The 24,330-nt window shown below is 70.2% G+C and carries 26 protein-coding genes; 23 read left to right on the top strand and 3 right to left on the bottom strand.

Annotated elements, in window-relative coordinates:
* Positions 1 to 23 precede the first annotated feature (23 nt).
* Together AC6CQV_RS13440 and AC6CQV_RS13435 are read left to right on the top strand one after the other, a co-directional pair.
* Positions 24 to 2,237, top strand: a complete 2,214-nt coding sequence (locus AC6CQV_RS13440) for an arylsulfatase (RefSeq protein ID WP_498259719.1) — start codon at positions 24 to 26, stop codon at positions 2,235 to 2,237.
* Positions 2,238 to 2,264: 27 nt separating this feature from the next.
* On the top strand, positions 2,265 to 3,080 hold the full coding sequence (locus AC6CQV_RS13435; RefSeq protein WP_492490992.1) for a purine-nucleoside phosphorylase: 816 nt from the start codon (positions 2,265 to 2,267) through the stop codon (positions 3,078 to 3,080).
* A 17-nt stretch (positions 3,081 to 3,097) separates the two neighbouring features.
* On the opposite strand, the gene AC6CQV_RS13430 is transcribed toward AC6CQV_RS13435, so the two are convergent.
* Both AC6CQV_RS13430 and AC6CQV_RS13425 read right to left on the bottom strand, forming a co-directional pair.
* Positions 3,098 to 4,543, bottom strand: coding sequence for a sulfatase family protein (locus AC6CQV_RS13430; RefSeq protein WP_498259718.1), 1,446 nt, complete (start codon positions 4,541 to 4,543; stop codon positions 3,098 to 3,100).
* Between the two features lie 122 nt (positions 4,544 to 4,665).
* Positions 4,666 to 5,403 (bottom strand): SDR family NAD(P)-dependent oxidoreductase, encoded by a 738-nt coding sequence (locus tag AC6CQV_RS13425; protein WP_498259717.1) that lies wholly within the window; start codon positions 5,401 to 5,403, stop codon positions 4,666 to 4,668.
* A 106-nt stretch (positions 5,404 to 5,509) separates the two neighbouring features.
* Here AC6CQV_RS13425 and AC6CQV_RS13420 point away from each other — a divergent pair, with 106 nt between their 5' ends.
* From AC6CQV_RS13420 to rpiB, 8 genes are all read left to right on the top strand, one after another.
* Positions 5,510 to 6,457: a sugar-binding transcriptional regulator gene (locus tag AC6CQV_RS13420; RefSeq protein ID WP_157831545.1), complete on the top strand. Its 948-nt coding sequence runs from the start codon at positions 5,510 to 5,512 to the stop codon at positions 6,455 to 6,457.
* A gap of 108 nt (positions 6,458 to 6,565) precedes the next feature.
* Complete coding sequence (locus AC6CQV_RS13415) at positions 6,566 to 7,318, top strand: SDR family NAD(P)-dependent oxidoreductase (protein ID WP_101305334.1); 753 nt, start codon at positions 6,566 to 6,568, stop codon at positions 7,316 to 7,318.
* A 29-nt stretch (positions 7,319 to 7,347) separates the two neighbouring features.
* Complete coding sequence (locus AC6CQV_RS13410) at positions 7,348 to 8,859, top strand: mannitol dehydrogenase family protein (RefSeq protein ID WP_498259716.1); 1,512 nt, start codon at positions 7,348 to 7,350, stop codon at positions 8,857 to 8,859.
* Positions 8,856 to 9,695, top strand: coding sequence for an ABC transporter permease (locus AC6CQV_RS13405; protein ID WP_101305336.1), 840 nt, complete (start codon positions 8,856 to 8,858; stop codon positions 9,693 to 9,695). Before AC6CQV_RS13410 ends, AC6CQV_RS13405 begins: the two co-directional genes overlap by 4 nt.
* The gene (locus AC6CQV_RS13400; RefSeq protein ID WP_101305337.1) at positions 9,692 to 10,543 is read left to right on the top strand and encodes an ABC transporter permease; all 852 of its coding nucleotides are present in this window, start codon (positions 9,692 to 9,694) and stop codon (positions 10,541 to 10,543) included. Before AC6CQV_RS13405 ends, AC6CQV_RS13400 begins: the two co-directional genes overlap by 4 nt.
* 3 nt (positions 10,544 to 10,546) lie before the next feature.
* Entirely contained in the window at positions 10,547 to 11,389 is an 843-nt protein-coding gene (locus AC6CQV_RS13395; RefSeq protein WP_498259715.1) for an ABC transporter ATP-binding protein, read from the top strand.
* A 57-nt stretch (positions 11,390 to 11,446) separates the two neighbouring features.
* Positions 11,447 to 12,502, top strand: coding sequence for an ABC transporter substrate-binding protein (locus tag AC6CQV_RS13390; RefSeq protein WP_492491001.1), 1,056 nt, complete (start codon positions 11,447 to 11,449; stop codon positions 12,500 to 12,502).
* Positions 12,503 to 12,583: 81 nt separating this feature from the next.
* Complete coding sequence (gene rpiB / locus AC6CQV_RS13385) at positions 12,584 to 13,048, top strand: ribose 5-phosphate isomerase B (protein WP_498259714.1); 465 nt, start codon at positions 12,584 to 12,586, stop codon at positions 13,046 to 13,048.
* A gap of 49 nt (positions 13,049 to 13,097) precedes the next feature.
* Here rpiB and AC6CQV_RS13380 read toward each other — a convergent pair whose 3' ends face one another.
* On the bottom strand, positions 13,098 to 13,724 hold the full coding sequence (locus AC6CQV_RS13380) for a manganese efflux pump MntP (RefSeq protein WP_060959756.1): 627 nt from the start codon (positions 13,722 to 13,724) through the stop codon (positions 13,098 to 13,100).
* Positions 13,725 to 13,887: 163 nt separating this feature from the next.
* Between AC6CQV_RS13380 and AC6CQV_RS13375 the strand changes: the two genes are divergently transcribed.
* The 13 genes from AC6CQV_RS13375 (at position 13,888) to AC6CQV_RS13315 (ending at position 24,324) form a co-directional block, all read left to right on the top strand.
* Positions 13,888 to 14,826, top strand: coding sequence for a metal ABC transporter solute-binding protein, Zn/Mn family (locus AC6CQV_RS13375; RefSeq protein WP_498259713.1), 939 nt, complete (start codon positions 13,888 to 13,890; stop codon positions 14,824 to 14,826).
* 29 nt (positions 14,827 to 14,855) lie between these two features.
* Complete coding sequence (locus tag AC6CQV_RS13370) at positions 14,856 to 15,656, top strand: metal ABC transporter ATP-binding protein (protein ID WP_223848787.1); 801 nt, start codon at positions 14,856 to 14,858, stop codon at positions 15,654 to 15,656.
* Positions 15,657 to 15,658: 2 nt separating this feature from the next.
* The gene (locus tag AC6CQV_RS13365; protein WP_267956415.1) at positions 15,659 to 16,513 is read left to right on the top strand and encodes a metal ABC transporter permease; all 855 of its coding nucleotides are present in this window, start codon (positions 15,659 to 15,661) and stop codon (positions 16,511 to 16,513) included.
* Positions 16,514 to 16,568: 55 nt separating this feature from the next.
* Entirely contained in the window at positions 16,569 to 16,991 is a 423-nt protein-coding gene (locus AC6CQV_RS13360) for a Fur family transcriptional regulator (protein WP_060959752.1), read from the top strand.
* Positions 16,981 to 17,991, top strand: a complete 1,011-nt coding sequence (locus AC6CQV_RS13355; protein WP_498259712.1) for a permease — start codon at positions 16,981 to 16,983, stop codon at positions 17,989 to 17,991. Before AC6CQV_RS13360 ends, AC6CQV_RS13355 begins: the two co-directional genes overlap by 11 nt.
* The gene (locus AC6CQV_RS13350) at positions 17,984 to 18,766 is read left to right on the top strand and encodes a TIGR03943 family putative permease subunit (RefSeq protein WP_498259711.1); all 783 of its coding nucleotides are present in this window, start codon (positions 17,984 to 17,986) and stop codon (positions 18,764 to 18,766) included. Before AC6CQV_RS13355 ends, AC6CQV_RS13350 begins: the two co-directional genes overlap by 8 nt.
* The gene (locus AC6CQV_RS13345; protein WP_498259710.1) at positions 18,756 to 20,180 is read left to right on the top strand and encodes a hypothetical protein; all 1,425 of its coding nucleotides are present in this window, start codon (positions 18,756 to 18,758) and stop codon (positions 20,178 to 20,180) included. Before AC6CQV_RS13350 ends, AC6CQV_RS13345 begins: the two co-directional genes overlap by 11 nt.
* A gap of 4 nt (positions 20,181 to 20,184) precedes the next feature.
* A complete protein-coding gene (locus AC6CQV_RS13340) occupies positions 20,185 to 20,853 on the top strand; it encodes a DNA-3-methyladenine glycosylase (RefSeq protein ID WP_498259709.1) in 669 nt (222 codons plus the stop codon).
* 145 nt (positions 20,854 to 20,998) lie between these two features.
* Positions 20,999 to 21,235 carry a 50S ribosomal protein L28 gene (gene rpmB / locus AC6CQV_RS13335; protein ID WP_060959747.1) on the top strand — a complete coding sequence of 79 codons (237 nt, stop codon included), beginning with the start codon at positions 20,999 to 21,001 and terminating at the stop codon, positions 21,233 to 21,235.
* On the top strand, positions 21,235 to 21,405 hold the full coding sequence (gene rpmG, locus AC6CQV_RS13330) for a 50S ribosomal protein L33 (protein ID WP_005051772.1): 171 nt from the start codon (positions 21,235 to 21,237) through the stop codon (positions 21,403 to 21,405). The genes rpmB and rpmG overlap by 1 nt, the downstream gene beginning before the upstream one ends.
* A 4-nt stretch (positions 21,406 to 21,409) precedes the next feature.
* Entirely contained in the window at positions 21,410 to 21,715 is a 306-nt protein-coding gene (gene rpsN, locus AC6CQV_RS13325) for a 30S ribosomal protein S14 (RefSeq protein ID WP_005051773.1), read from the top strand.
* A 258-nt stretch (positions 21,716 to 21,973) separates the two neighbouring features.
* Complete coding sequence (locus AC6CQV_RS13320) at positions 21,974 to 22,252, top strand: HU family DNA-binding protein (RefSeq protein ID WP_005051774.1); 279 nt, start codon at positions 21,974 to 21,976, stop codon at positions 22,250 to 22,252.
* A 77-nt stretch (positions 22,253 to 22,329) separates the two neighbouring features.
* A complete protein-coding gene (locus AC6CQV_RS13315) occupies positions 22,330 to 24,324 on the top strand; it encodes a bifunctional copper resistance protein CopD/cytochrome c oxidase assembly protein (protein WP_060959779.1) in 1,995 nt (664 codons plus the stop codon).
* The last annotated feature ends 6 nt before the right edge of the window (positions 24,325 to 24,330 follow it).

Raw genomic sequence — 24,330 nt, 5'->3', positions numbered from 1 at the left:
TCCCCCGCAGAAAGCAGTCACCGATGACGACCCTCGACCCTTCCTTCCGCGGATCCGTCGGCACCACCGTGGCGGATTCCGTCCCGTGGTGGCCCGAGCCGAACACGACGCCGCGACGGAACCTCGTCGTCGTGATCCTGGACGACACGGGGTGGTCCGATCTCGGATGCTTCGGCTCGGAGATCGCCACCCCCCACATCGACGCGCTCGCGCACAACGGGGTGAGATACAGCAACTTCCACGTCACCCCCCTGTGCTCGCCGACGCGGGCCTCCTTCCTCACCGGGAAGAACAACCACGCCGTCGGGATGCGGTTCCTCGCCGACACCGACACCGGCTTCCCGAACTCCCGCGGATCGGTGCGGGCGGGAACGCCCGTGCTGCCGCAGGTGCTGCGCGAGCAGGGGTACGGCACCTATCTCGTCGGCAAGTGGCACCTCGCCCCGCTCCACGAGATCACTCCCGCGGGTCCGCACGGCAACTGGCCGCTGGCGCTCGGCTTCGACCGCTACTACGGCTTCCTCGACGGGTGCACCGACCAGTACGAGCCGGAGCTCTACGAGGACAACCACGCCGTCCCCACCCCCACGCGGGACGGGTACCACCTCAGCGAGGATCTCGTCGACAAGTCGATCTCGTACCTGCGTGACCACCTCTCGTTCCGGCCGAACGATCCGTTCTACCTTCAGGTGGCCTTCGGGGCGACCCACGCACCGTTCCAGGCGCCGCGCGCGTTCATCGACAAGTACCTCGACGAGTTCGCGAAGGGGTGGGACCAGACGCGACGAGAGCGCCTCGCGCGGCAGATCCTCACCGGCGTCGTCCCGTCGGGCACGCCTCTGACCGAGCGCAACGAGGGCGTCAGCGCGTGGGAGGAGCTCACCGACGTCGAGCGCGAGGTGTTCACCCACCTGCAGTCCGCCTTCGCCGGGTTCCTCGAGCACACGGATGCGCAGATCGGACGGCTGCTGAACGCCCTGGAGGAGTTCGGTCAGACCGATGACACCGTGTTCGCGCTCTTCTCCGACAACGGCGCCTCGCGCGAGGGCGGCCCGACGGGCGACGTCGACACCAACGGACCGTACAGCGGCATCCGTCGCCCCGCGGCGGCGATGGTCGGCGAGCTCGACAGGGTCGGCTCGGTCACCGGCGGCGCGCTCTATCCCGAGGGATGGGCGATGGCGGGGAACACGCCCTTCCGGCGCTACAAGCAGTTCGTCGACCTCGGCGGCGTGCGCTCGCCGCTCGTCATCTCCACGCCCGAGACGTCGCGGGCCGCGGTGCGGACTCAGTTCATGCACGTGGTCGACCTCGCACCGACGCTCTACGACCTCATCGGGGCGACCGCTCCCGACGGGATGGACGGCGAGAGTCTCGCCGAGAGCATCGTGGATGCCACGGCCCCCGTCGGCCGCACCACGCAGTACTGGGAGACGCTCGGCCACCGCGCGATCTGGCACGACGGGTGGCGTGCGGTGACGGCTCACGAGGTTGGAGCGCCGTACGCCGACGACACCTGGCGCCTCTACGACACGCGCACCGACTTCGCCGAGGCGCGCGACGTCGCCGCGGAGCACCCCGACGTGCTCCGCCGGCTTCAGGACCTCTGGTGGCAGGAGGCGGGCCGTCACGACGTCCTGCCGCTCGATGATCGCCCGCTGCGCGTTCTCATCGAGCTCGCCGGCCCGCACGGGCTGATCGCGCAGGACCGTCTCGAGCTGCGTCCGGGTCAGAGCCACGTCCCCGGCGCGACCGGGGTCACCGGCTCCCACCGCACCCTGACCGTCCGCGCCCGGCTCGCCGCCGACGTCAGCGCCCTCACGGGAACCATCCTGTCCTCCGGCAACGCGCAGGGCGGCTACTTCCTGTCGGTGCAGGGCGGCGTGCTGCGCTTCGAGCACAAGCTCCTCGACACGCACCTGGCGCTGGTCGGCGACCGGCCGATCCCGCCCGATGCGCAGACCGTCGGATTCACTCTGCACGCCGCGGAAGACCGTCGGGCCCGCGTCCGTCTGACGATCGACGACGTCCCGGCATCCGACGAGCTGGTGATCCCGACGTCGTCCTCGCACCTCTCCTTCTGGGGCCTCGACGTCGGTGCCGGCGTCGTCTCCGGATTCAGCCCGCTGCAGACCATCGCCCTGCCGGCGCAGACGATCGCGCTCGTGACGATGGATGCCTCGCCGCAGGAGGACGACGCGCGCGAGCGCGCCGACGTCATCCTCGCCTCCGAATGACCGATCCGACCCAGAGAGGGCTCCCCGATGTCTGAACCGTCCCCCACCCACCAGGCCGCCGCTGCTGCTGCCGACATCGCACGTCTGACCGGCGTCGCCGAGCACGACATCGCCGTGACGCTCGGCAGCGGCTGGAAGACGGCCGTCGAGCACCTCGGCACCACCGTCGCCGACATCCCCGCCGCCGAGGTCACGGGCTTCCGTGCCTCCGCCGTCCAGGGGCACGCCGGAACGCTCCGCTCCCTCGTCACGGATGACGGGACCCGGGTGCTCGTGCTCGGCGCGCGCACCCACTTCTACGAAGGACACGGCGTCGCCGCGACCGTCCACGGCGTCCGCACGGCCGCCGCCGCGGGTGTGAAGACGATGATCCTCACCAACGGCGCGGGCGCCCTCGACCCCGACCGCATCCCCGGCACGGCGGCACTGATCACCGATCACATCAACCTCACCGCGCTGTCTCCCGTGACCGGCGCCCGCTTCATCGATCTGACCGACCTCTACTCGTCGCGGCTGCGCACCCTCGCGCACGCCGTCGCGCCGGAGCTCGGCGAGGCCGTGTACGTGCAGCTCACGGGTCCGCACTACGAGACCCCGGCCGAGGTCCGCATGCTCCGCGGCCTCGGCGGCGACCTCGTCGGGATGTCCACCGCGCTCGAAGCGATCGCCGCCCGCGAGGCGGGGCTCGAGGTCCTCGGGCTGTCGCTGATCACGAATCTCGGCGCCGGCCTCCAGTCCGGGGCGCTGAGCCACCAGGAGGTGCTGGAGGCCGGGAAGTCGGCCGAGGCGACCCTCGGTCCGCTGCTGGCGCGCGTCATCCGCGCGATCGCCGCCGGCTCCTGAGGGGGGTGGGCGCTCGTTCACACGGAGGACGACGCCCAGCCCGCCGTCCTGAGGGCGCTCTCCGCGCGCCAGCGGGAGATCACCTCTTTCAGGCGGGCTTTGGTCCCGGCCGCGGCGGGATCGTCCCACAGCGAATGCTCCTCGTGCGGGTCGGTGCGGAGGTCGAACAGCTGACCCTCGTCGGAGTCGATGAACTCCACGAGCTTCCACTCCGTGTCCCGCACCATGGTCATCAGAGCCGTCTCGGTGAGGATCATGTCGCGGGCGTGCTCGGCGAAGACGTGCGCGCGTCCCTCCCAGCCGTCGCCCGTCAGCGCCCCGCGCAGTGAGGTGGCCTCCATCCACGGGGGGATGTCCGCGCCGGCGAGCTCGAGGATCGTGGGGCCGAGGTCGAAGAGCGAGGCGAGGCCGTCGACCCGCGATCCCTGGCGGACGAACTTCGGGCCCCACACGATGGCGGGCACGCGCACGCTTCCCTCGTACATCGTCCACTTTTGGCTGTGGCCGTGGTCGCCGAGCGTGTCTCCGTGGTCGGAGGTGAAGATGACGACCGTGTTGTCGAGCACTCCCCGCGCCTCGAGGGCGTCGAGCAGGCGGCCGATCTGCGCGTCGATCATGGAGATGTTCGCGAGATAGTGGCGGCGCTGTCGCAGGCTCCGGTGGCGCTCGGGGTCTTCGTCGTGCACGACCGAGTCGTGGTCGTTGCGCACGTGCTCGGCGCGGAGGGCCTTCAGCACGGACGGCTGGCCGTCACGGTCGGCCGCGGAGTTCACCGGCCCCGGCACCTCTCGCCCCTCGAAGAGATCGAGATGCGCGGGCACGGCGTCGTAGGGCGGATGCGGCCCGGGGAAGCCGATCTGCAGGAAGAAGGGGAGGTCGGTCAGACCCGGGAAGACGTCCACCCAGTGCCGCGCCATGTTCCCGACGAAGTTGTCGACGTGCAGCTCCTCGGGAAGCTCCCAGACGAACGCCCCGAGACGATCCTGGTAGTCGGGCACGTCGCGCAGCGTCCGACGGTCGGGCTTGACGTACCCGTGGCTCCACAGCGCCTTGTCCCAGTTGTCGAAGAGGAAAGGCAGCTCGGGATTGCCGCGATCCTTGTTCTCCATCACGTGGCGCTCGTGGAATCCGACGGCGGCGTCATAGGGGAACGTGTGCATCTTCCCGACGTTCACGCAGCGGTAGCCCTGAGCGGCGACGCGCTCGACCCAGGAGTGTCGCCAGACGTCGTCGTTGCGGTAGACGCCGGTGGTGTGCGGGTACAGGCCGGTGAACAGGCTCGCACGGGAGGGCGCGCACGACGGTGAGGTCACGTACATGTTGGTGAAGGCGGTGCCTTCTCGCACGAGGCGGTCGAGGTGGGGCGTGATGGCATGCGAGTGCCCGAGCGCGGCGATGGTGTCCCAGCGCTGCTGATCCGTGATGATGAACACCACATTCGGCGGGGTGTCTGACTGAGGCATGAATCATCTCCGATTCGTTCACACGGCTCTCGTGCCTGACGCAGGCTCGAACTCTGAGGGAAAGCTAGCACAGGTGCTCACATATGAGAGTCTTTATCCCATTGTGGCGCTCGTATGAGCGCTTACCGCATGCTGAGGCCGCCGTCGACGTCGAGGCAAGCTCCCGTGACGTACGCGGCGTCCGACCCGAGCAGGAAAGCGATCGCGGTGGCCACCTCGCGGGTCGAGCCCAGACGCTCGAGCGCGATGCCGGCGGCGGCGTCGCGGCGGACGTCGGCGAGGGCGCGGCCCGTGTCCTCGGCGACCTTCTCCATGACGGATGTCTGCATCGGGGTCGCGATCAGGCCCGGGCAGACCGAGTTCACGCGGATGCGAGGCGACAGCTCCCGGGCGAACGCCTTGGTGAGGTTCACCACGGCGGCTTTCGAGGCCGAGTACGCCATGGAGGCGGGGAAGCGCGCGAGGTGCGCCGAGGTCGAGGCGATGTTCACGATCGCGCCGCCGTCGACCAGTCCCTTGCCGGCGGCGCGGCAGAGATGGAACACCGATTTCACGTTCACGTCGATCGTGCGGTCCCACATGTCGTCGGTGATCTCGTCGACGGGGGCGGAGAGTGCGATGCCGGCGGCGTTCACGAGCCCGACCGCGCCCTCGAGCGCGGTGGCGACGACGGCGCGGCCATCGGCATCGCTGAGATCTGCGGCGACGACGCCGGCGGAGTCGTCAGCGGAGGGGCGGACATCCGTGGCGAAGACCTCGTAGCCTCGTTCCCGCAGCGTCGCCACGATGGCCCCGCCGATCGCGCCGCCCGCTCCGGTGACGACGACGCGGCCGCGGGGGCGGGGTGTGGAGCTACTCATGGTCGTCATGCCTCTCGAATCAGAGTCGCTCATATGAGCGCTTTTGTGTCACACTGGATGCTGACTGTTCTCCCCCGCCACGTGATGCATGTGCAAGGAAGCCACAATGACCGACATCGCCGCCACCGACCCGCTCCTCTCGAAGGAACTCATCACCCGTGTGGCTCACGCCTACTACCTGAAGGACGAGTCGAAGGTCGACATCGCCAAGCAGCACGGGATCAGTCGATTCCAGGTCGCCCGGCTGCTGCAACGGGCGCGTGAGCTGGAGATCGTCAAGATCGAGGTGCGTTCGCTGGACGGCGTGAACCTCGGGCTCAGCGAGCGGTTGCGGGCAAAGCTGGGGCTGACCGCGGCATGGGTCGTCGACTCCTCCGACCCGGCCGACGTCGTCGACATCATCGGCGCCACGATGGCGCGGATCCTGGAGGAGACCGTCCACCCCGGCGACGTCATCGGGATGTCGTGGAGCCGTGCGCTCGTCGCGATGACGCGGCACCTCGAACGTCTCCCGAAGTGCGTGACCGTCCAGCTCGCCGGACATGCCGGCAACAGCGCCGATCTCCCCGACAGCTCGGAGCTCGTGCGCCGGATCGCGCGCGCGTCCGGGGGAGCCGCCTATGCGATCCCGTCTCCGCTGCTCGTCACGGACGAAGGCGCGTTGCGCTCGCTCCTCGGCCAGCCGATGATCTCCGCCGCCACGGCGATGTTCGATGCGATCGACGTCGCGGCGATCTCGATCGGCGCGTGGCGTCCGGACGAGTCCGCGGTGTACGCGGCCGCCTCGGAGCGCGACCGCGCTCGCGCCAGCGAACTCGGCGTGGTGGGCGAGATGAACGGGCGGCTGTTCGACGCCGACGGTGTGCCGGAGGACTCCGTCATCGGCAATCGCGTCGTCGGCATCCCCCTGGATCAGCTCGCGAGGATCCCGCGGCTGATCGCCGGCAGTTTCGGGGCGGCGCGTGCCGAGGCCACCATCGCCGCCACGCGTGCCGGCTACGTCAATGAGCTGATCGCCGATCGGCGGCTCGCGGAGGCCATCCTGAGCGCGTGAGCGCCTGACCCCGTTCCGCCCCGCGCGATCTCGTTCTTGCGCGGGACGGCGTCATCCCGTACAAATGATCATACGAGCACCTCAACCGCTCGAATGATTGGGACGAGAATGACCTCGAACACGGGATCGGGCACGGCCGCCTTCGATTTCTCCGGCGCGCGCGTCCTCGTCACCGGCGGCTCGCGCGGCATCGGTCAGGCCATCGTCGACGCCTTCGTCGCCGCGGGCGCGGACGTCACGTCGGTGCAGCGCAGCGACCGGGCGGGCGATGCGGCGAGAGTGCGGCGGATCGCGGCGGATCTCACCCTGCCGGACGACGTGGAAGCGGTCATCGCGCAGGTGCGGGCCGCGGGCGGCGTCGACGTGTTGGTGAACAACGCGGGACTGCAGGCGTGGCACGACTCGACCGACTTCCCCCTCGACGAGTTCGACCGGATCCTGTCGATCAACCTGCGTGCCGTGTTCCGGCTGAGTCAGGCGCTGGGCGGCGACATGCTGCGCAACGGGGCGGGGAAGATCATCAACATCGCATCGATGACGTCGTTCGTCGGCGGCTTCCGCGCTCCCGCCTATGCGGCCTCCAAAGGCGCCGTCGCGCAGCTGACCAAGGCGCTGTCGAACGAGTGGGCGGGTCGCGGTCTCAACGTCAACGCCATCGCCCCCGGATACATCGACACCGAGCTCAACCAAGAGCTCAAGGCCGACGCGGCGCGCTCGCGAGAGGTCTCCCACCGGATCCCCGCGGGCAGATGGGGGACCCCCGAGGACATCGCCGGCGCGGCGCTGTTCCTCGCCTCCGACGCGGCCGCCTACATCCACGGCGTCGTCCTGGCCGTCGACGGCGGCTGGCTCGCCCGCTGAACACCCCGCACCCTCAGAAAGGCCTCGCAATGGAGCGACTCACTCAAGACACCCTCGCGGCACTGCCGGAGGACATCGCCCGGCCCACCTACGACCGCAGCGCCGTCACCGCCGGAATCGCCCACATCGGCGTGGGCGGCTTCCACCGCGCGCATCAGGCGATGTACGTCGATCGCCTCCTGCAGCGCGGGCAGGCGCGGGAGTGGGGCATCTGCGGCATCGGCCTGCTGCCCACCGACGCGCACATGCGCGACGTCATGCGCGAGCAGGACGGCCTCTACACCCTCGTGCTCACGCACGCCGACGGCCGCCGCGAGCGTCGCATCATCGGGAGCATCGTCGACTACCTGTTCGCGCCCGACGACATCGAGGCGGTGCTGGAGAGGCTCGCTTCCGCAGAGATCCGCATCGTCTCGCTGACGGTCACCGAGGGGGGATACAACTTCTCCGCCTCGACGGGCGAGTTCGACTTCGCCAACCCCGCCGTCGTCGCCGACCTGCGAGACCCGACGCGACCGAGCACGGTGTTCGGCATCGTCACCGAGGCGCTCGCGCGCCGCCGGGACCGAGGCATTCCGCCCTTCACGGTCCTGTCGTGCGACAACGTCCAGGGCAACGGCGCCATCGCCCGGCGTGTGTTCTGCGCGTTCGCGAGCCGGCGGGATGCGGAGCTCGGCGCGTGGGTGGAGCGGCACGTGACGTTCCCCGACACGATGGTCGACCGCATCACGCCGGTCACCTCGGACGCGGACCGGGTGGAGAACGACGCGGCCATCGGCGTGCACGATGCGTGGCCGGTCGTCTGCGAGCCCTTTGAACAGTGGGTCATCCGGGACGACTTCGTGAACGATCGACCGGAGTGGGATCGCGTCGGCGCGCAGTTCGTCGCGGACGTCCATCCCTACGAGCTGATGAAGCTCCGTCTGCTCAACTCCAGTCACCAGGCGATGTGCTACTTCGGGGTGCTGGCGGGCTACACCTTCGCGCACGAGGCGGCGACGGATCCCGACATCGAGCGCCTGTTGCGCCGATACATGGACGAGGAGGGCACGCCGACTCTCAAGCCGGTCCCCGGGATCGATCTGACCGACTACAAGGACACGCTCATCGAGCGCTTCCAGAACCCGGAGGTGCGCGACACCCTCGCTCGGCTGTGTGCGGACTCCTCCAACCGCATCCCCAAGTGGCTCCTGCCGGTCGTTCGCGATCAGCTCGCCCGGAGCGGCCAGGTGCACCTCTCCGCCGCGATCGTGGCGAGCTGGGCGCGGTACGCGGCAGGGGTCGACGAGGGCGGGAAGGCGATCGAGGTCGTCGACGCGCTCAAGGAGCAGGTGATGGCCGCGGCGCGGGCCCGCCGGGACGACCCGCTGGCCTTCCTGCGCAACGAGGAGCTGTTCGGCTCCCTCGCGGACGAGCCCGCCTTCACCGATCCCTACCTGCGGGTGCTGGACTCCCTGTGGAGCGAGGGGGCGAAGCGCACCGTCGCCGTGCTGGCCACGTCCGCGGATCCGGCCTCCCGCACCGCCGAGGACGCCCGATGACGACGACGAGGACGCTCGCGCTCAAGGACGTCCCCCGCCGCCGCCGGCCCTCGCTGGAGCCGGTGTGGCGCCGCGAGCCCAGGAAGCTCACGTCCCTGCTCATCTCGGTCGGCTCCGCCGTGGCACTGATCGCCGTCTGGGCGTGGGTGACACGTCCCGGAGGCGCGATCTCCCCGCTCTTCCTGCCCTCGCCGGGCGACGTGTGGGATGCCGCCGTCCGCTTGATCGAACGTCCCTACCTGGGCTCGACGCTCGGCGGGCACATCGTCTCGAGCCTGACCACCGTCATCGCCGGCTGGCTGCTCGCGGCGGCCGTCGGCATCCCTCTCGGGGTGTGGATCGGCTGGTCGCGCAAGGCCCGGTGGACGGTCTACCCGATCTTCCAGCTGCTGCGACCCATCCCGCCCATCGCGTGGATCCCGTTGGCCCTCGTCTGGTTCGGCATCGGGGATCCTTCGCGGGTGTTCGTGGTGTTCGTCTCCGCGATCGTCCCCTGGACGCTGAACTCGATCCACGCCGTCACCTCGGTGGAGCCCACCCTCGTCAACGCGGCACGCGTCCTCGGGGCGCCGCCGCTGACCATCCTGGGACGCGTCGTGATCCCGACGGCGATGGCCACGTTGCTCGCCGGCGGCCAGATCGCGATGGGAAACGCCTGGACGACGGTCATCGCCGCCGAGCTGCTGGGCGCGCTCAGCGGACTCGGATACGTCGCCCTCAACTCCTCGCGCACCCTCGACACCGACATCCTGCTGGTGTCGATGATCACCATCGGACTGATCGGAGCGCTGTTGTCCGCATTGATGAAGCTGCTCACCCCGGGAGGACGGCGATGACCGTCGTGAACGACCTTCCCGCCACCGTGACCAACGCGGTCGTCGACAGACCGCGGCGCGCTGCACGATTCGACACCGGTGCCATCGTCTGGACGACCGGGACGCTCGTGGGCCTGATGATCCTGTGGATCGTGGCGACCGACGTCCTCCAGCTCGTTCCCGAACGGGTGCTCCCGTCGCCGTCGGCGGTCGCCGGGAAGTTCGTCCAGGTCCTCGTGGAGCCGTTCGCCGGCGCGACGCTCGGAGGCCATGTCCTGGCGTCGCTCGGCCGATGGCTGAGCGGTGTGCTGATCGCGATCGTCGTGGGGGTGCCGCTGGGGTTCATCCTCGCGTGGATCCCCGTCGTCCGCGCGATCGTGGCGCCCGTCTTCGAGCTGCTGCGCTACATCCCGCCCTTCGCCTGGATTCCCATCGCGGTCCTGTGGATGGGCGCGAACACGTCGGCGCAGGCGCTCGTCGTCTTCATCGCCGCGTTTCCGGCGATCGTGATCAACAGCCGCCTCGGCGTCACGCAGGTCGACCCTCTGCTCGTGAAGGCGGCGCGCACGACCGGAGCCGGCTCGGCGCGGATCCTCGCCTCCGTTGTCGGCCCGGTGGCCGCCGCATCCGCCTTCACCGGTGTGCGCATCGGATTCGGAAACGGGTGGATGGCGCTCGTCGGCGCCGAGCTCATCGTGGGCAAGCAGGGCCTCGGCAACCTCATCCTCCAGGGGCAGGCCAACCTGTCCACGCCCATCATCATCGTCGGGATGATCTGCATCGCCGTCGTCGCGACGGTCTTCGACATCATCCTCCAGCGCATCCAGCGGCTGCTCTTCTCGTGGGCGCCGAAGAACAAGGGGAACTGACCCATGAACGACATCTCCACCGACAGCCCCACCGCCGCGGCCGTCCCCCTCGAGGGCGGAACCGTCCCGAAGATGCAGGTGCGCGGCGTCTCCAAGCGGTTCGTCACCAAGAGGGGCGAGGTGCAGGCGCTCGCCGAATGCGACCTCTCCATCGCGGAGGGTGAGTTCGTGACGATCGTCGGCCCGTCCGGGTGCGGCAAGTCGACGCTCATGATGATCGCCGCGGGCCTGGAGGATGCGACCACGGGCGAGATCCTCGTCGACGGCAAGGTCGCCGCTCAGCCGGGCCCGAACCGGAGCGTCGTGTTCCAGAAGTTCGCGCTCTTCCCCTCCCAGACCGTGTTCCACAACATCGAGTTCGGCCTCAAGGTCGCGCGGGTGCCGAAAGCCGAGCGCGAGCGCCGCGTGGACGCGCAGCTCGCCCTGATGGGACTCAAGAAGTTCAGGAACTCGTACCCCCACGAGCTGTCCGGCGGCATGCAGCAGCGCGTGGCGATCGCCCGCGCCCTCGTCGTGCGGCCGGAGATCCTCCTGATGGACGAGCCGTTCGGCGCGCTCGACGCCCAGACGCGGACGCTCCTGCAGGAGGAGGTCTCACGCCTGCACCGCCACGATCGGTACACGGTCCTGTTCATCACGCACAGCGTCGAGGAGGCCGTGTATCTCGCGGACCGCGTCATCGTGATGAGCGCGCGCCCGGGACGCATCAAAGCGGAGATCCACGTCCCCCGCGATGCCGAGTGGCGCGCGGCAGACATCGAAGCGGCGATGGGCTACGCCGACTTCAGCGAGATCCGCCAGCGGATCTGGTCGCTCGTCCGGGAAGAGATCGTCACGGACGACTGATCCGCACACCCGAAGCCCGTTCCCCACAGAAGCCCGTCCACCACAAAGGAGTGTTTGATGAAGAAGAAGCGAACCAGCATCCGAGTCCTCACCACCGTCGCCACGTTGGCGACGATCGCCCTCACCGCGAGCGGCTGCGCGGGGGGAGGGGGCAGCGGTCAGGCGGATGCCGACGGCGTGACCCACATCACCATCGCGACGCAGGCGCAGCCCACCGGGTTCTCGCTGTGGCTGGCCCAGGACCTCGGCTACTACAAGGAGGCGGGCCTGGACGTCGACTTCCAGATCGCCGAGAGCGGGGCGGCCCTGCTCGCATCGGGCGCGGCCGGTGACTGGCAGGTCGGGTACATGGGCGGTCCGCCGCTCATCAGCGGCTACAAGACCTGGGGTCTGCTCCCCGCCGGAGCGATGATGGACGAGTACCGCAACCTCATCCTCTTCATGGACAAGGACGTCCTCGCGGGCACCGATCCGGCGACGGCGCTCGCCAAGACGCCCGTCGGCGTCGTCGCGAACAGCACGAGCGCCCAGCTCCTCTACGCCTGCGCCGACGCACTCGGTGTCGCCGCGGCCGACATAGAGACGGTCCCGCTCGATCCGGCCGCCATCGCGAACGGGATGCTGAACGACGACATCAACGCCGCCGTGCTGTTCTCGGTCAACAACGCGCCCCTCCTGGCGGACCCCGACAAGTACGTGCAGGTGTGCGACGGGGAGAAGGCGGGGGTGTCCATCCTCGACCCGTACGTCGTCACGCCCCGCTTCTGGGCCGAGAACCCGGATGCCGCCGCGGCGTGGGTCGACGCCGTGTACAAGGCCAACGAGTGGATCATCGACACGCCTCGGGACGAGGTGCTGGCCACGTTCCAGGTCTTCCTCAAGGAGATGGGAATCGAGGCGACCGACGAGGAGGCCACGTACGCTCTCGACGCGCGGCAGTGGCTGACCTTCGACCAGGCGCTGGAGCAGATGCGCGGGACCGCCTTCACGGACAGCCTCACCAAGACGGCGGAGTTCCTCGTCGGGGCGGGCGTCTACGACGAGATGCCGGCGATCCCCGAGCTGAACGCGAAGGGGCTGGAGATCATGGAGGCCGCGGCCCAGCGCCGCTGACCTCGGCATCCGCACGATGCCGGAGCGCCCCGCGTCGGGCTGGGCGCTCCGGCATCTCCACTCGACAGGAGAGGCAGTCCCATGACGGTCATCATCGGTTCGGATCACGGAGGGCACGATCTCCGGCGCGACCTCCTGACGCACCTGCGTGCGCGGGGCCTGCCCGTGCGGGACATCGGACCCGCGGACGATGCGATCGTCGACTTCCCCGACGTCGCCGCGCAGCTGACCACTGCCCTCCTGCGCAGCGAGGAGGGAAGCCGCGGCATTCTGATCTGCGGCTCCGGCGTCGGGGTGTCGATCGCCGCGAACAAGGTGCGCGGCATCCGTGCGGCGCTCGCGCACGACCACTACTCGGCGCACCAGAGCGTGGAGCACGATGACGCGAACGTGCTCTGTCTGGGAGGACGTGTCGTCGGAACCCAGGTGGCGCGTGAGCTGGTCGACGCCTTCCTCGGCGCGACGTATCAGGGGGGAAGCGACTTCGAGCGTCGCCTCCGAAAGGTGATCGCCCTCGAGAGCGGGCACGCCGAGCGCGAGCGATAGGCGCCCGGAGCGCCAGGAGCGCCAGGACCGCCGCAGCCGTCCCCGATGCTCAGGCGGTGAGGTGCTCGATGAGGATCTGCGTACCGATGCCGATCAGCACGAGCCCGCCGAGGATCTCGGCGGGCCGGCGGAAGCGGGTGCCGATGCGGTAGCCGATGAACACCGCGATGAACGACAGGGCGAACGTCACGAGACCGATCGCGGTCACGGCGACCGCGACGTCGACGTTCAGGAAGGCGAACGACACCCCGACGGCGAGGGCGTCGATGCTGGTGGCGACCGACAGCAGCACGACCTCGCGGGTCGTGAACGCCTCGACGTCGTGGACGTGTTCGGCTTCCCCGGCCTCCGTCGGCGCGTCGGGGGTGAGCGCCTCCCACAGCATCTTTCCGCCGACCAGCGCGAGCAGGCCGAACGAGATCCAGTGATCGAACGGGGCGATGGCGTCCGCGAAGGTCGAGCCGAGCAGCCAGCCCAGCAGCGGCATGACCGCCTGGGCGACACCGAAGGCGGTCGCGAAGACGAGGGCCGTGCGCAGCACGTGGGCCCGCAGCTGGAGGCCCTTGCCCAGGGCGACGGCGAAGGCATCCGCCGATACGCCGAGGGCGAGCAGCAGAAGAGTCCAGGGTGAGATGACGGCTCCTCGGAACGGAAAGGCGACGACCGGAGAGGTCACGGTCGGAAAGGGGTGATGGGCCGTCCGCGTGCGCCGTCGGCGCGGGGGCCGAACAACAGCCTGACGTCGCGCGGTGCGCTCGTTCAAGCCGAGAGCCCGGATTGACAGCATTTCGGGCCGCCCGGATTTGATAACGATTATCACTAGCCGTACTCTGGGGGACATGAAGCGTCCCGTCGTCCTCCTCGCCGCGCTGACCGCGGCATCCGCCCTCGCGCTCACCGGCTGCTCCGGCTCGACCGGTGCGTCCTCCACGCCCTCCGCCTCCGCCGACGGCACGATCGCCGTCGTCGCCTCCACCAACGTGTACGGCGACATCGCGAAGACGATCGGCGGCGAGCACGTCGAGGTCACCGCCCTGATCGCCGACGAGAGCGAGGACCCGCACGAGTTCGAGGCCACGGCGGCCGACCAGCTCGACATCCAGAACGCGCAGCTGCTCATCGAGAACGGCGGCGGCTACGACCCGTTCATGGCGACGCTGAAGGATGCCGCGAAGTCGGACGCGCCGCTCATCAGCGCCGTGACGTTCTCCCCCGAATGGACGGGCTCCGACCCGTCCGAGGCCGTCGACGGCTTCAACGAGCACGTCTTCTACGACCCGCAGACCATCGCGGCCGTCGCCGACGAGATCGCCGCCCAGCTGGGCGCCCTCGACCCCGCGGAGGCGAGCGTGTTCACCGCCAACGCGAAGGCGTTCCGGGCAGACATCGACGCGAAGGTCACGCCGATCCTCACCGAGGTGGCGGCGGCCCACACCGGCACCGAGATCTTCGTCACCGAGCCGGTGCCGCTGTACCTCGCCGAAGCCGCGGGTCTGACGAACGTCACGCCCGCCGCCTTCAGCGAGGCGGTCGAGGAGGGGCAGGACGTGCCTCCTGCGACCCTTCTGGACGCGCTCACCCTCGTCGGCGGCGGGTCGGTGAAGATCGTCTTCGTCAACGCGCAGGCGGCCGGCGCGGAGACCACGCAGGTCGAGACGAAGGCCGGCGAGGCGGGCGTTCCCGTCATCAAGGCGTCGGAACTGCTCCCCGAGGGCGAGAACTACGTATCGTGGATGACCGACATGGCCACGCAGATCAAGAGCGCCCTGGGTTCGTGACCCCGGCGACATCCTCACCCCTTCGCATCATGGCCGCCGCGCTCTCGCGCGGCGGCCATGAGCTGTGGCGCGGCCTCGACCTCGAGCTCCAGCCCGGCGAGCTCGTCGCCGTGCTCGGCCCGAGCGGGGCCGGCAAGACCACGCTCCTGCGTGCCGTGCTGGGCCTGGAGCGGCTGACCGGCGGCACCATCGAGGCCCTCGGCGAGCGCGTCCGTCGCGCCGGCAACCGCCGCATCGGCTACATCCCCCAGCAGCGCCCGCTGCCCCGGCACACGGCCATGCGCGGGCGCGACCTCGTGCGCCTCGGCGTCGACGGCCACCGCTTCGGTCCGCCCCTGCCGCGCCGCGGCGACCGTCGGCGCGTGCAGGAGCTCATCGACGCCGTCGGGGCGACCGCCTTCGCCGACCGCCCCGTGGGCCTGCTGTCCGGGGGCGAGCAGCAGCGGCTGCGCGTCGGGCAGGCGCTCGCCGACGAGCCCGGCCTGCTGCTGTGCGACGAGCCGCTGACGAGCCTCGACCTGGCCAACCAGCGCGACGTGATCGATCTGATCGATCGCTACCGCACCGCGAGCGGCGCCGGGGTGCTGCTGGTCACCCACGACATCAACCCCGTGCTCGAGAAGGTCGACCGCATCCTCTACCTGACGGGCGGCCGCTTCACGCTGGGCCGGCCCGACGAGGTGCTGACCTCGCAGACGCTGACCGCCCTCTACGACACGCCCGTGCACGTCGCGCGTGTCGGGGGACGACTGGTCGTCGTCGGCGCCCCCGACTCGGATGCCGACCACCATCACCACGGCGACGCCGCCGCACCGGGAGCTGTCGCGTGAACATGGACGACATCGCGAACGCGCTCTTCGGCGGGCTCTCGCGCTACGGCGACATCCTCGCGCTCGTGCAGAACTCGGTGTGGGCGGGAGCCGTGCTCGGCATCGTCGGCGGGCTCATCGGCGTGTTCGTCATGCAGCGCGACATGGCCTTCGCGGTGCACGGCATCAGCGAGCTCTCCTTCGCCGGAGCGGCCGCCGCGCTCCTGCTCGGCTTCGACGTCGTGACGGGCTCCATCTTCGGATCGCTCGTCGCGGCCGGCCTCATCGGATGGCTCGGAGCGCGGGCGCGCGATCGCAACTCGATCATCGGCGTGCTCATGCCCTTCGGGCTCGGCATCGGCATCCTGTGCATCTCGCTCTACAACGGGCGCAGCGCCAACCGCTTCAGCCTGCTCACCGGCCAGATCGTGTCGGTGCAGAGCGATCAGCTCACCGTGCTGATCGTGCTGAGCGCCATCGTGCTCGTCGCGCTCCTGCTGATCTGGCGCCCGCTGACCTTCGACTCCCTCGACCCGCAGTCGGCCGCCGCCCGCGGAGTGCCGACCACGGTCGTGTCCTTCGCCTTCATGCTCCTGCTCGGCATCGTCGTCGCCGTCGCCGTCCACATCATCGGCGCACTCCTCGTGCTCTCGCTGCTGGTCACCCCGGCCGCGGCGGCGATGCGCGTGTCCAACGGTCCCGTCGCGGTGCCGCTGCTCGCCGCCGGCTTCGGCGTCACCGCGGCCGTCGGCGGCATCCTCCTCGCGATCGCCGGCACGCTGCCGGTGAGCCCGTACATCACGACGCTGTCCTTCCTCATCTACCTCGTCTGTCGTGCGATCGACGGGGTCCGTCGGCGGGGCAGTGTCGAGGCGTGAGGGCGGGCTGCGCCGTGTCCAGCCCGCTCCAAGACCCCGTGGGTAGACTCGCCGCATGGCCCAGCGCAACACCTGGCAGCGCGATCGCGTGCGCGAGGCGCTGAGCGACGCCACCGGTTTCGTCAGCGCTCAGACGCTGCATGCCACCCTGCGCGACGAGAACACCGGCATCGGTCTCGCGACCGTCTACCGCGCCCTGGCGACGCTGGCCGCGAGCGGCGAGGCCGACCAGCTGCAGAGCCCGGACGGCGAGGCGATCTACCGCGCCTGCACCAGCACGGGCCACCACCATCACCTGATCTGCCGTTCGTGCGGGCTCGCCGTGGAGATCGAGGCCAGCGAGGTCGAGGCGTGGGCGCAGCGCACCGCCGCGGCGCACGGGTTCACCGAGGCCGAGCACGTGGTCGACATCTTCGGCGTGTGCGCGGCCTGCGCGGCGCAACGGGCGGCGGCGAGCCCCGGAGACCGTGTCGACTGAGGTGCGCGCCGCGCCGGTCCGCACCGCGGTGGCCGTCGGCATCGGCGTGCTGGTCGTCGCGACGCTCGTCGTCATCGCTCTCCTCTCGCCCGGGCCGTCGCTTCCGACGCGGGCGCAGGACGGACTGACCCTCGCGATCAGCGTGCTGATCGAGTCGCTGCCCTTCGTCGTGCTGGGCGTGCTGCTGTCGATCGTCGTGCAGGTGTGGGTGCCCGCCGGCGTCATCGAACGGTGGATGCCGCGCGCGCCGTGGGCGCGCCGCGCCGTGCTGTCGTTGCTCGGCATGCTCATCCCGGTCTGCGAGTGCGGCAACGTGCCGTTCGCCCGCGGCCTCATGATGCGCGGACTGGGCGTCGCCGAGACCCTCACCTTCCTGATCGCGGCGCCGATCGTCAACCCGATCGTCATCATCACGACCCATCAGGCGTTCGGCTTCGACGACGGCATCCTCATCGCCCGCCTGCTCGGCGGGTACGCCGTCGCCAACCTCATCGGATGGCTGTACAGCCGGCATCCCGACCCGGACGGCCTCATCACCGAGCGCTTCCGCGCCAGCTGCGAGCTCTCGCTCGACAACGCCGCCCACGGCGGCGGCCCCGGCAAGGCGCAGCGCAGCCTCGCCCAGTTCGTCGTGGAGCTGCGCGCCGTGATGCCGGCTCTCGTCATCGGCTCCGCCATCGCCGGCGCCGTTCAGGTGCTCGTGCCGCGCTCGGCACTGCTGGCGATCGGCTCCAACCCCGCACTGTCGATCATCGCGATGATCGCGCTCGCGATGATCGTCTCCATCTGCTCCAACGTCGACGCCTTCTTCGCGCTCTCGTTCGCCTCGACGTTCACGCCCGGCTCGATCGTCGCGTTCCTGCTGGTCGGACCGCTCGTCGACGTCAAGATGCTGGCGCTGCTGCGCACGACCTTCCGCACGAAGGTCCTCGGCGGTCTGGTGATCGTCGTCGTGCTGTTCGCCATCGCCGTCGGATCGGTGGTGAACCTCGTTGCGTGATCTCCTCGGATCCCGGCTCCTCGGTGTCGGCCTCGCCGCAGGCCTCTCCGCCGTCACGGTCGTGCTGTGGCTCACCGGTCAGCTCGCGCTCTACATCAACCCCTCGTCGAACTGGTTCGCGGTGCCGATGGCGATCCTCACGCTGGTCGGCGCCGTGCTCAGCTTCGCGCTGCCGCGCGGCGCGGAGGCCGATCACGGGCACGACCACGGCGACGGGCACGAGCATGAGCACGGCGACGGACACGACCACGGCGACGACCACGGGCACGAGGCGCGCTCGGTGTGGGGCACCGCCGCGACGGTGACCGGCGGCATCCTGGCCACGGGCGTGGTCGCCGCCATCGTGCTCACACCCCCGGCGACGCTGTCGGCCGAGCTCGCCATGCAGCGCGACACCGGAGCGCCGCCGCTGTTCCAGGGCTCCGACACCGTGGCCCTCGCGTCGACCGGCGACACGTCGACGTTCGGCGTCGGCGAGTGGGCGAGCGTGTTCGCGACCGCGACCAACCCCGAGGCGTTCGACGGAGACACCATCACCCTCACCGGTTTCGTCACGCCCACCGACGGCGGCTTCGGGCTCACCCGGCTCGTGATCACCCACTGCGTGATCGACGCGCAGCCGGCCAGCGTGCCGGTCGCGCTCGCCGACGGCATCCCGTCGACCGGCACCTGGGTCACGGTGACCGGGACGATCCGCGACGCCGACGGGCGCCTGCAGATCCAGCCGGCGTCGGTGCAGACCGTCGACCAGCCCAAGGACCCGTATGAGTACTGATCGCGCGACGCGCCGCGAGCGCACGCGCCGGCGACGCTCCCGCGCCTTCCTCGTGGGCTTCGCGCTCGTCGTCGGCGCCCTCGCCGTCGTCGGGCTCGCCGGCTCCGCCGTGACGGTCGCGCAGGGGCCCCGCGTCACCAACGTGAGCGTCGACCCGGATGCCGCGGTGAGCGCCTCCGGCTCGCGCCTGATCATCACCACGACGCAGTCGCTGGCGACGGTCGAACCCGCACAGGTCACGGTCTCTCCCGCGGCGCCGTTCACGGTCGACACGTCGGGGCGCAGCGTCGGCATCCGCTTCACCCAGCCGCTGTGGGACGACACCTCCTACACCGTCACCATCGCGGGGCTCGTCGGCGTGGGCGGCGGGCCGACGGCCGCCGTCGAGCACAGCTTCACGACGCCGCCCCTCCACGCCTACGTGCTTCAGCGCGGCACCGGCGGCGACACGATCCTGCGCACCGACCTCGCCGGAGAAGACCCCGAGCCGGTCTACACGAACGCCCACATCGAGGACTTCCGCGCGACGTCCGGCCACCTGGTGATGTCGACCCTCAGCGACGACGACACCTCCCACCTCGTCGTCACCGACCTCGACGGCGGCAACGTCCGCGAGCTCGCACTGCCCGGCGACGGCACCGTGACCGATCTGCAGAGCGCCGATCGCGGCGATCTCATCGGCTACACGTTCACCGACGCCACGGTCGGCACTCCCGGTGCCCGCGAGGCCCGCCTCTTCACGGCGTCGCTGACCGCCGCGCAGTCCGATGCCGCACCCACGATGATCGAACGCACGGGGGGAGAGTCGCGGGTCGACGACTGGCGTTTCGTGCCCGGCACCGACAGCATCCTGATGCTCACCTACGACGGCGCCCTCACCCTGATCTCCCCGTCGGGCGGCGACCCGGTCACGCTGGGGACGGCCGTCTCCATCGACGGCATCGCCCGCGGCACGACGACCGCGATCATCGAGCGTGTGGAGGGACCGGCGGCCATCGATCTGGCGACCGCCACCCAGGTGCCGCTGCCGCCCACCGACAAGGCGCTGGGCCAGACGAACAAGATGACGCCGATGACCGACGGGAGCACCCTGCGCGTGCTCGCCGTCGTCGACGGGTTCACCGTGCGCTCGACGACCGTGAACGTCGTCGACGCGTCGGGGGCGGCGACCCCCGTGTTCTCGGTCGACCCGAAGGACATCCTCATCCAGTCGTGCGTCTCGCCCAGCGGGCGCTACGCCGCCTTCCTCGTGGCGCCGGATGCCGTGTCGAACCCGTACGACGGCTACCGCCTCCCCCTCCCGACCCACGTGCGGACGCACGTCGTCGCGCTGACGGGGGCCGACGCGGGCACCGAGGTGGGCGCGCTCGCCGGCTTCGACATCTCGTGGTGCCAGACCCCTCCGCGCGGATGACGCCATGACGACGACGGGTCTCGTCCCGGCCACGCGCGCGGCGCTCGCGGGGCTGCCGGTCGACGTCGCGCCGCGGCTGCTCGACGGCGTGCTGGAGGTCGCGAGCGACGGCGCGGTGGTCGCGGTGCGCCTCACCGAGGTCGAGGCCTACCACGGCGCCGGCACGGGCCCCGAGCCCGACCCCGGCTCGCATGCGCGCGGCGGACGGACCGCCCGCAACGCCACGATGTGGGGACCGCCCGGGCACCTCTACGTCTACCTGAGCCACGGCATCCACTCGTGCGTCAACGTCGTGTGCGGTCCCGAGGGTCAGGCGGGCGGCGTGCTGCTGCGCGCCGGTGAGATCGTCGTGGGAGAGGACGTCGCGTTTTCGCGGCGCCCCGCGGCCCGCGCCGGCCGCGACCTCGCGCGGGGTCCCGGCCGGCTCGGGGATGCCGTGGGGCTCCGGCATCCGCTGCACGACGGCATCGACGCGGTCACGGGAGCGCCGTGGGCCGGTGCGGTCGCCCGGCTGTGGCTGCCGGCCCGTCCGCGCACCGACGTCGCCGCGGGTCCGCGGGTCGGGGTGGCCGGCGTCGGCGGCACCGCCGCGTTCCCGTGGCGGTTCTGGATCGAGGGAGATCCCACGGTCTCGCCGTTCCGGTGGGGACGGGGAGCCGGGCCGCTCGCGTGAGTCAAGGCGACACGCCCGGCCGTGCTAGACTGACTCTTTGTCTGCGCGCACTCCAGCACGCAGTTCGTATCCCTGTGTTCAGAGGGATGCAGACAAGGGATCTTGGGTGGCACCGTCCGGTGTCACGGTACTAAGGAGAATCACTATGGCAGCAGTGTGCCAGGTGACCGGAGCAGTTCCCGGCTTCGGTCACAACATCTCGCACTCGCACCGCCGGACGAAGCGTCGCTTCGACCCGAACGTGCAGAAGAAGACCTACTACGTTCCTTCGCTCGGTCGCAAGATCACGCTGAACGTCTCGGCCAAGGGCATCAAGGTCATTGACGCCCGCGGCATCGAGTCGGTCGTGAAGGACCTCCTCGCGAAGGGTGTGAAGCTCTAATGGCGAAGAAGGCTCAGGACGTCCGTCCGATCATCAAGCTCCGGTCGACTGCCGGCACGGGGTACACCTACGTGACGCGTAAGAACCGTCGCAACAACCCCGACCGCATCGTGCTGAAGAAGTACGACCCGGTGATCCGCAAGCACGTCGAATTCCGAGAGGAGCGCTGATCTCATGGCCAAGAAGAGCAAGATCGCGCGCAACAACCAGCGCGAGGAGGTCGTCGCCCGTTACGCCGAGAAGCGTGCCGAGCTGAAGAAGACCCTCGTCGACCCGAACGCGACCGACGAGGCCCGCGAGGCCGCCCGCGTCGGCCTGCAGAAGCTTCCCCGCAACGCGTCGCCCGTGCGCCTGCGTGGCCGCGACGCCATCGACGGTCGCCCCCGCGGCTACCTGTCGAAGTTCGGCATCTCGCGCGTCCGCTTCCGCGACATGGCGCACAAGGGCGAGCTGCCCGGCGTGACCAAGTCGAGCTGGTAAGCACCGCACCCGTCGGAAGGCCCGGTTCTCCTCGCGGAGGCCGGGCCTTCTGCTGTGCTCGCCGCGGTCACATCAGCCACATCCGTCACCGATCCGGGCCGACACGCCGGTGAAGATGACGTCTGAGGGCCGGAAATCCGCGGATTTCCGCGGATCGTAGGTATATTCGGGGACGGTCCAACCGACCAAACCGGTCGCCTCGCGTCCGGTCCGATCTCACTGAAGGCGGCATCTGCTGCCGTCTGGAGGACAACCCCAATGGCTATCACCAAGACTGAGCTCGTCGCGAGCATCGCCAGCGCCACCGGCGAGAGCCAGGCCACCGTCGGCCGCGTCGTCGACGGCCTGTTCTCGGCTGTCTCCGAGGCCGTCGCCAAGGGCGAGAAGGTCACGATCCCCGGCTTCCTCTCGTTCGAGCAGGTCGCCACGGCCGCCCGCACGGGCCGCAACCCGCAGACGGGTGAGGAGATCAAGATCGCCGCGGGCAAGCGCGTCAAGGTCACCGCGGGCTCGAAGCTCAAGGCCGCCGTCAAGTAAGCACGGTCCTGCGAAGGGGGGATGCCGCTCGGCATCCCCCCTTTCGTGTGTCCGGCGCCGCGTAGGCTGGACGGGTGATCTCGACCCGTGCGCTGCGCCTCGCGGGCCCCGCGATCCTCGTCGCGTCCGCCCTCGCCGCTCTGGTGCTCGGGCTGTTGTACGGGGGCGGGGCCGCGCCCCTGCTCATCGGCGACGCCGGTCCCGTCGTGCGCTGGGGGCTTCCCCTCGTGACGCTCGCCGTCAACCTGTCGGCGGCGGGGATGCTCGGTGCCCTGGTGCTCGCGCTCTTCGCGCTGCGGGCCGGGGAGAGCACGTTCGACGCGGCGCTGGACACGGCATCCATCTCGGCCGCCCTCTTCACCGTGGCCAGCGGGCTCACCGCGTTCTTCACCTTCCTCAGCATCTTCAACGCGACCCCCGACGTCGGTGCGGAGTTCGGCGGACAGCTCGGCCGCTTCCTCGTGGAGACCGACGTGGGCCGCGCGTGGTCGCTCACGACGATCGCCGGGGCGGGCCTGACGGTGCTCACCTTCGCCGTCCGCGGGTGGACGTCGACGCTCGTCGTGGCGGTGCTGGCGGCGGCGAGCCTCGTGCCCATGGCGACGCAGGGCCACTCGGGCGACGAGGCCGGTCACAACATCGCCGTCTCGGCGCTCGTGCTGCACATCGTCGCCGCGGCCGTCTGGCTCGGCGGCCTGCTGCTTCTCATCGTGCTGCGGCCCCAGCTGCGCGTCGCGGAGCTCGGCGCGGTGCTGACCCGGTACTCGAGCCTCGCGCTCGTCGCCTTCGTGGTCGTGTCGCTGTCGGGCGTCGCCCGCGCGGCCGTCGGCGTCGTCGAGCCCCGCTACCTGCTGTCGCCGTACGGCGCCCTGCTGGGTGTGAAAGTGGTCGCGCTGCTGCTGCTGGGCGCGCTGGGCGCGCGGTACCGCACGGGAGTGATCGCCCGTATCGCCCGCGCCGATCGGGCGGGCCAGGATGCCGCGGCGCGCCGCTTCTGGGGCCTCGTGACGCTCGAGCTCGTCTTCATGGGCATCGCCAGCGGTGCGGCGGTGGCGCTCTCGCGCACCCCGCCGCCCGTGGACACGACCCTGCCCGAGGTGAAGACGCCGGCCGAGATCCTGACCGGAACGCCGCTGCCGCCCGAGCTGACCATCACGCAGTGGTTCACGCAGTGGGACATCGACATCCTGTGGGTCTTCGCCGTCGGCTTCGGGCTGTTCTTCTACCTCGCCGGGGTGTGGCGCCTGCACCGCCGCGGCGACCGCTGGCCGATCTACCGCACCGTGCTCTGGGTGCTCGGCCTGCTGTCGCTGTTCTGGGTCACGAGCGGACCGATCAACGCGTATCAGGACTACCTGTTCAGCATGCACATGATCGGGCACATGCTGCTGTCGATGGCGATCCCGATGATGCTCGTGTTCGGGGCTCCCGTGACCCTGGCCTCCCGGGCCATCGCCAAGCGCGACGACGGCACGCGGGGCGGTCGCGAGTGGATCCTGTGGGCGGTGCACACGCCGTTCTCCCGGGTGATCACGCATCCGCTGTTCGCCGCGGCGATGTTCATCGGGTCGCTCTGGGCGTTCTACTACACCGACCTGTTCCGCTGGACCCTCTACGACCACATCGGCCACGAGTGGATGGTCGCGCACTTCCTGATCTCGGGGTACCTGTTCGTGCAGTCGCTCGTCGGCATCGATCCGGTGCCGCTGCGCTACCCCTATCCGTTCCGGCTGCTGACCCTCATCGGCGTCATGGCCATGCACGCGTTCTTCGGCATCGCGATCATGATGTCCACAGGCCTGTTCGTCGCGGAGTGGTTCGGCTCGATGGGACGCACCTGGGGCGAGGCGCCGCTGGTCGATCAGTACACGGGCGGCGGGGTCGCCTGGTCGATCGGCGAGATCCCGACCCTCATCCTCGCCATCACGGTCGCGATCCAGTGGAGCCGTTCCGACGAGCGGACGCAGCGGCGCAGCGACCGTCACGCCGACCGCACCGGCGACGCCGAGCTGGAGGCGTACAACGCCCGGCTCGCCGAGCTCGCCGAACGCGACGCCCGCGCGGCGCGCTGAGGCGAC

It is taken from the genome of Microbacterium sp. EG9 (assembly GCF_059759475.1).
This window is presented reverse-complemented; position numbering and strand designations above follow the sequence as displayed.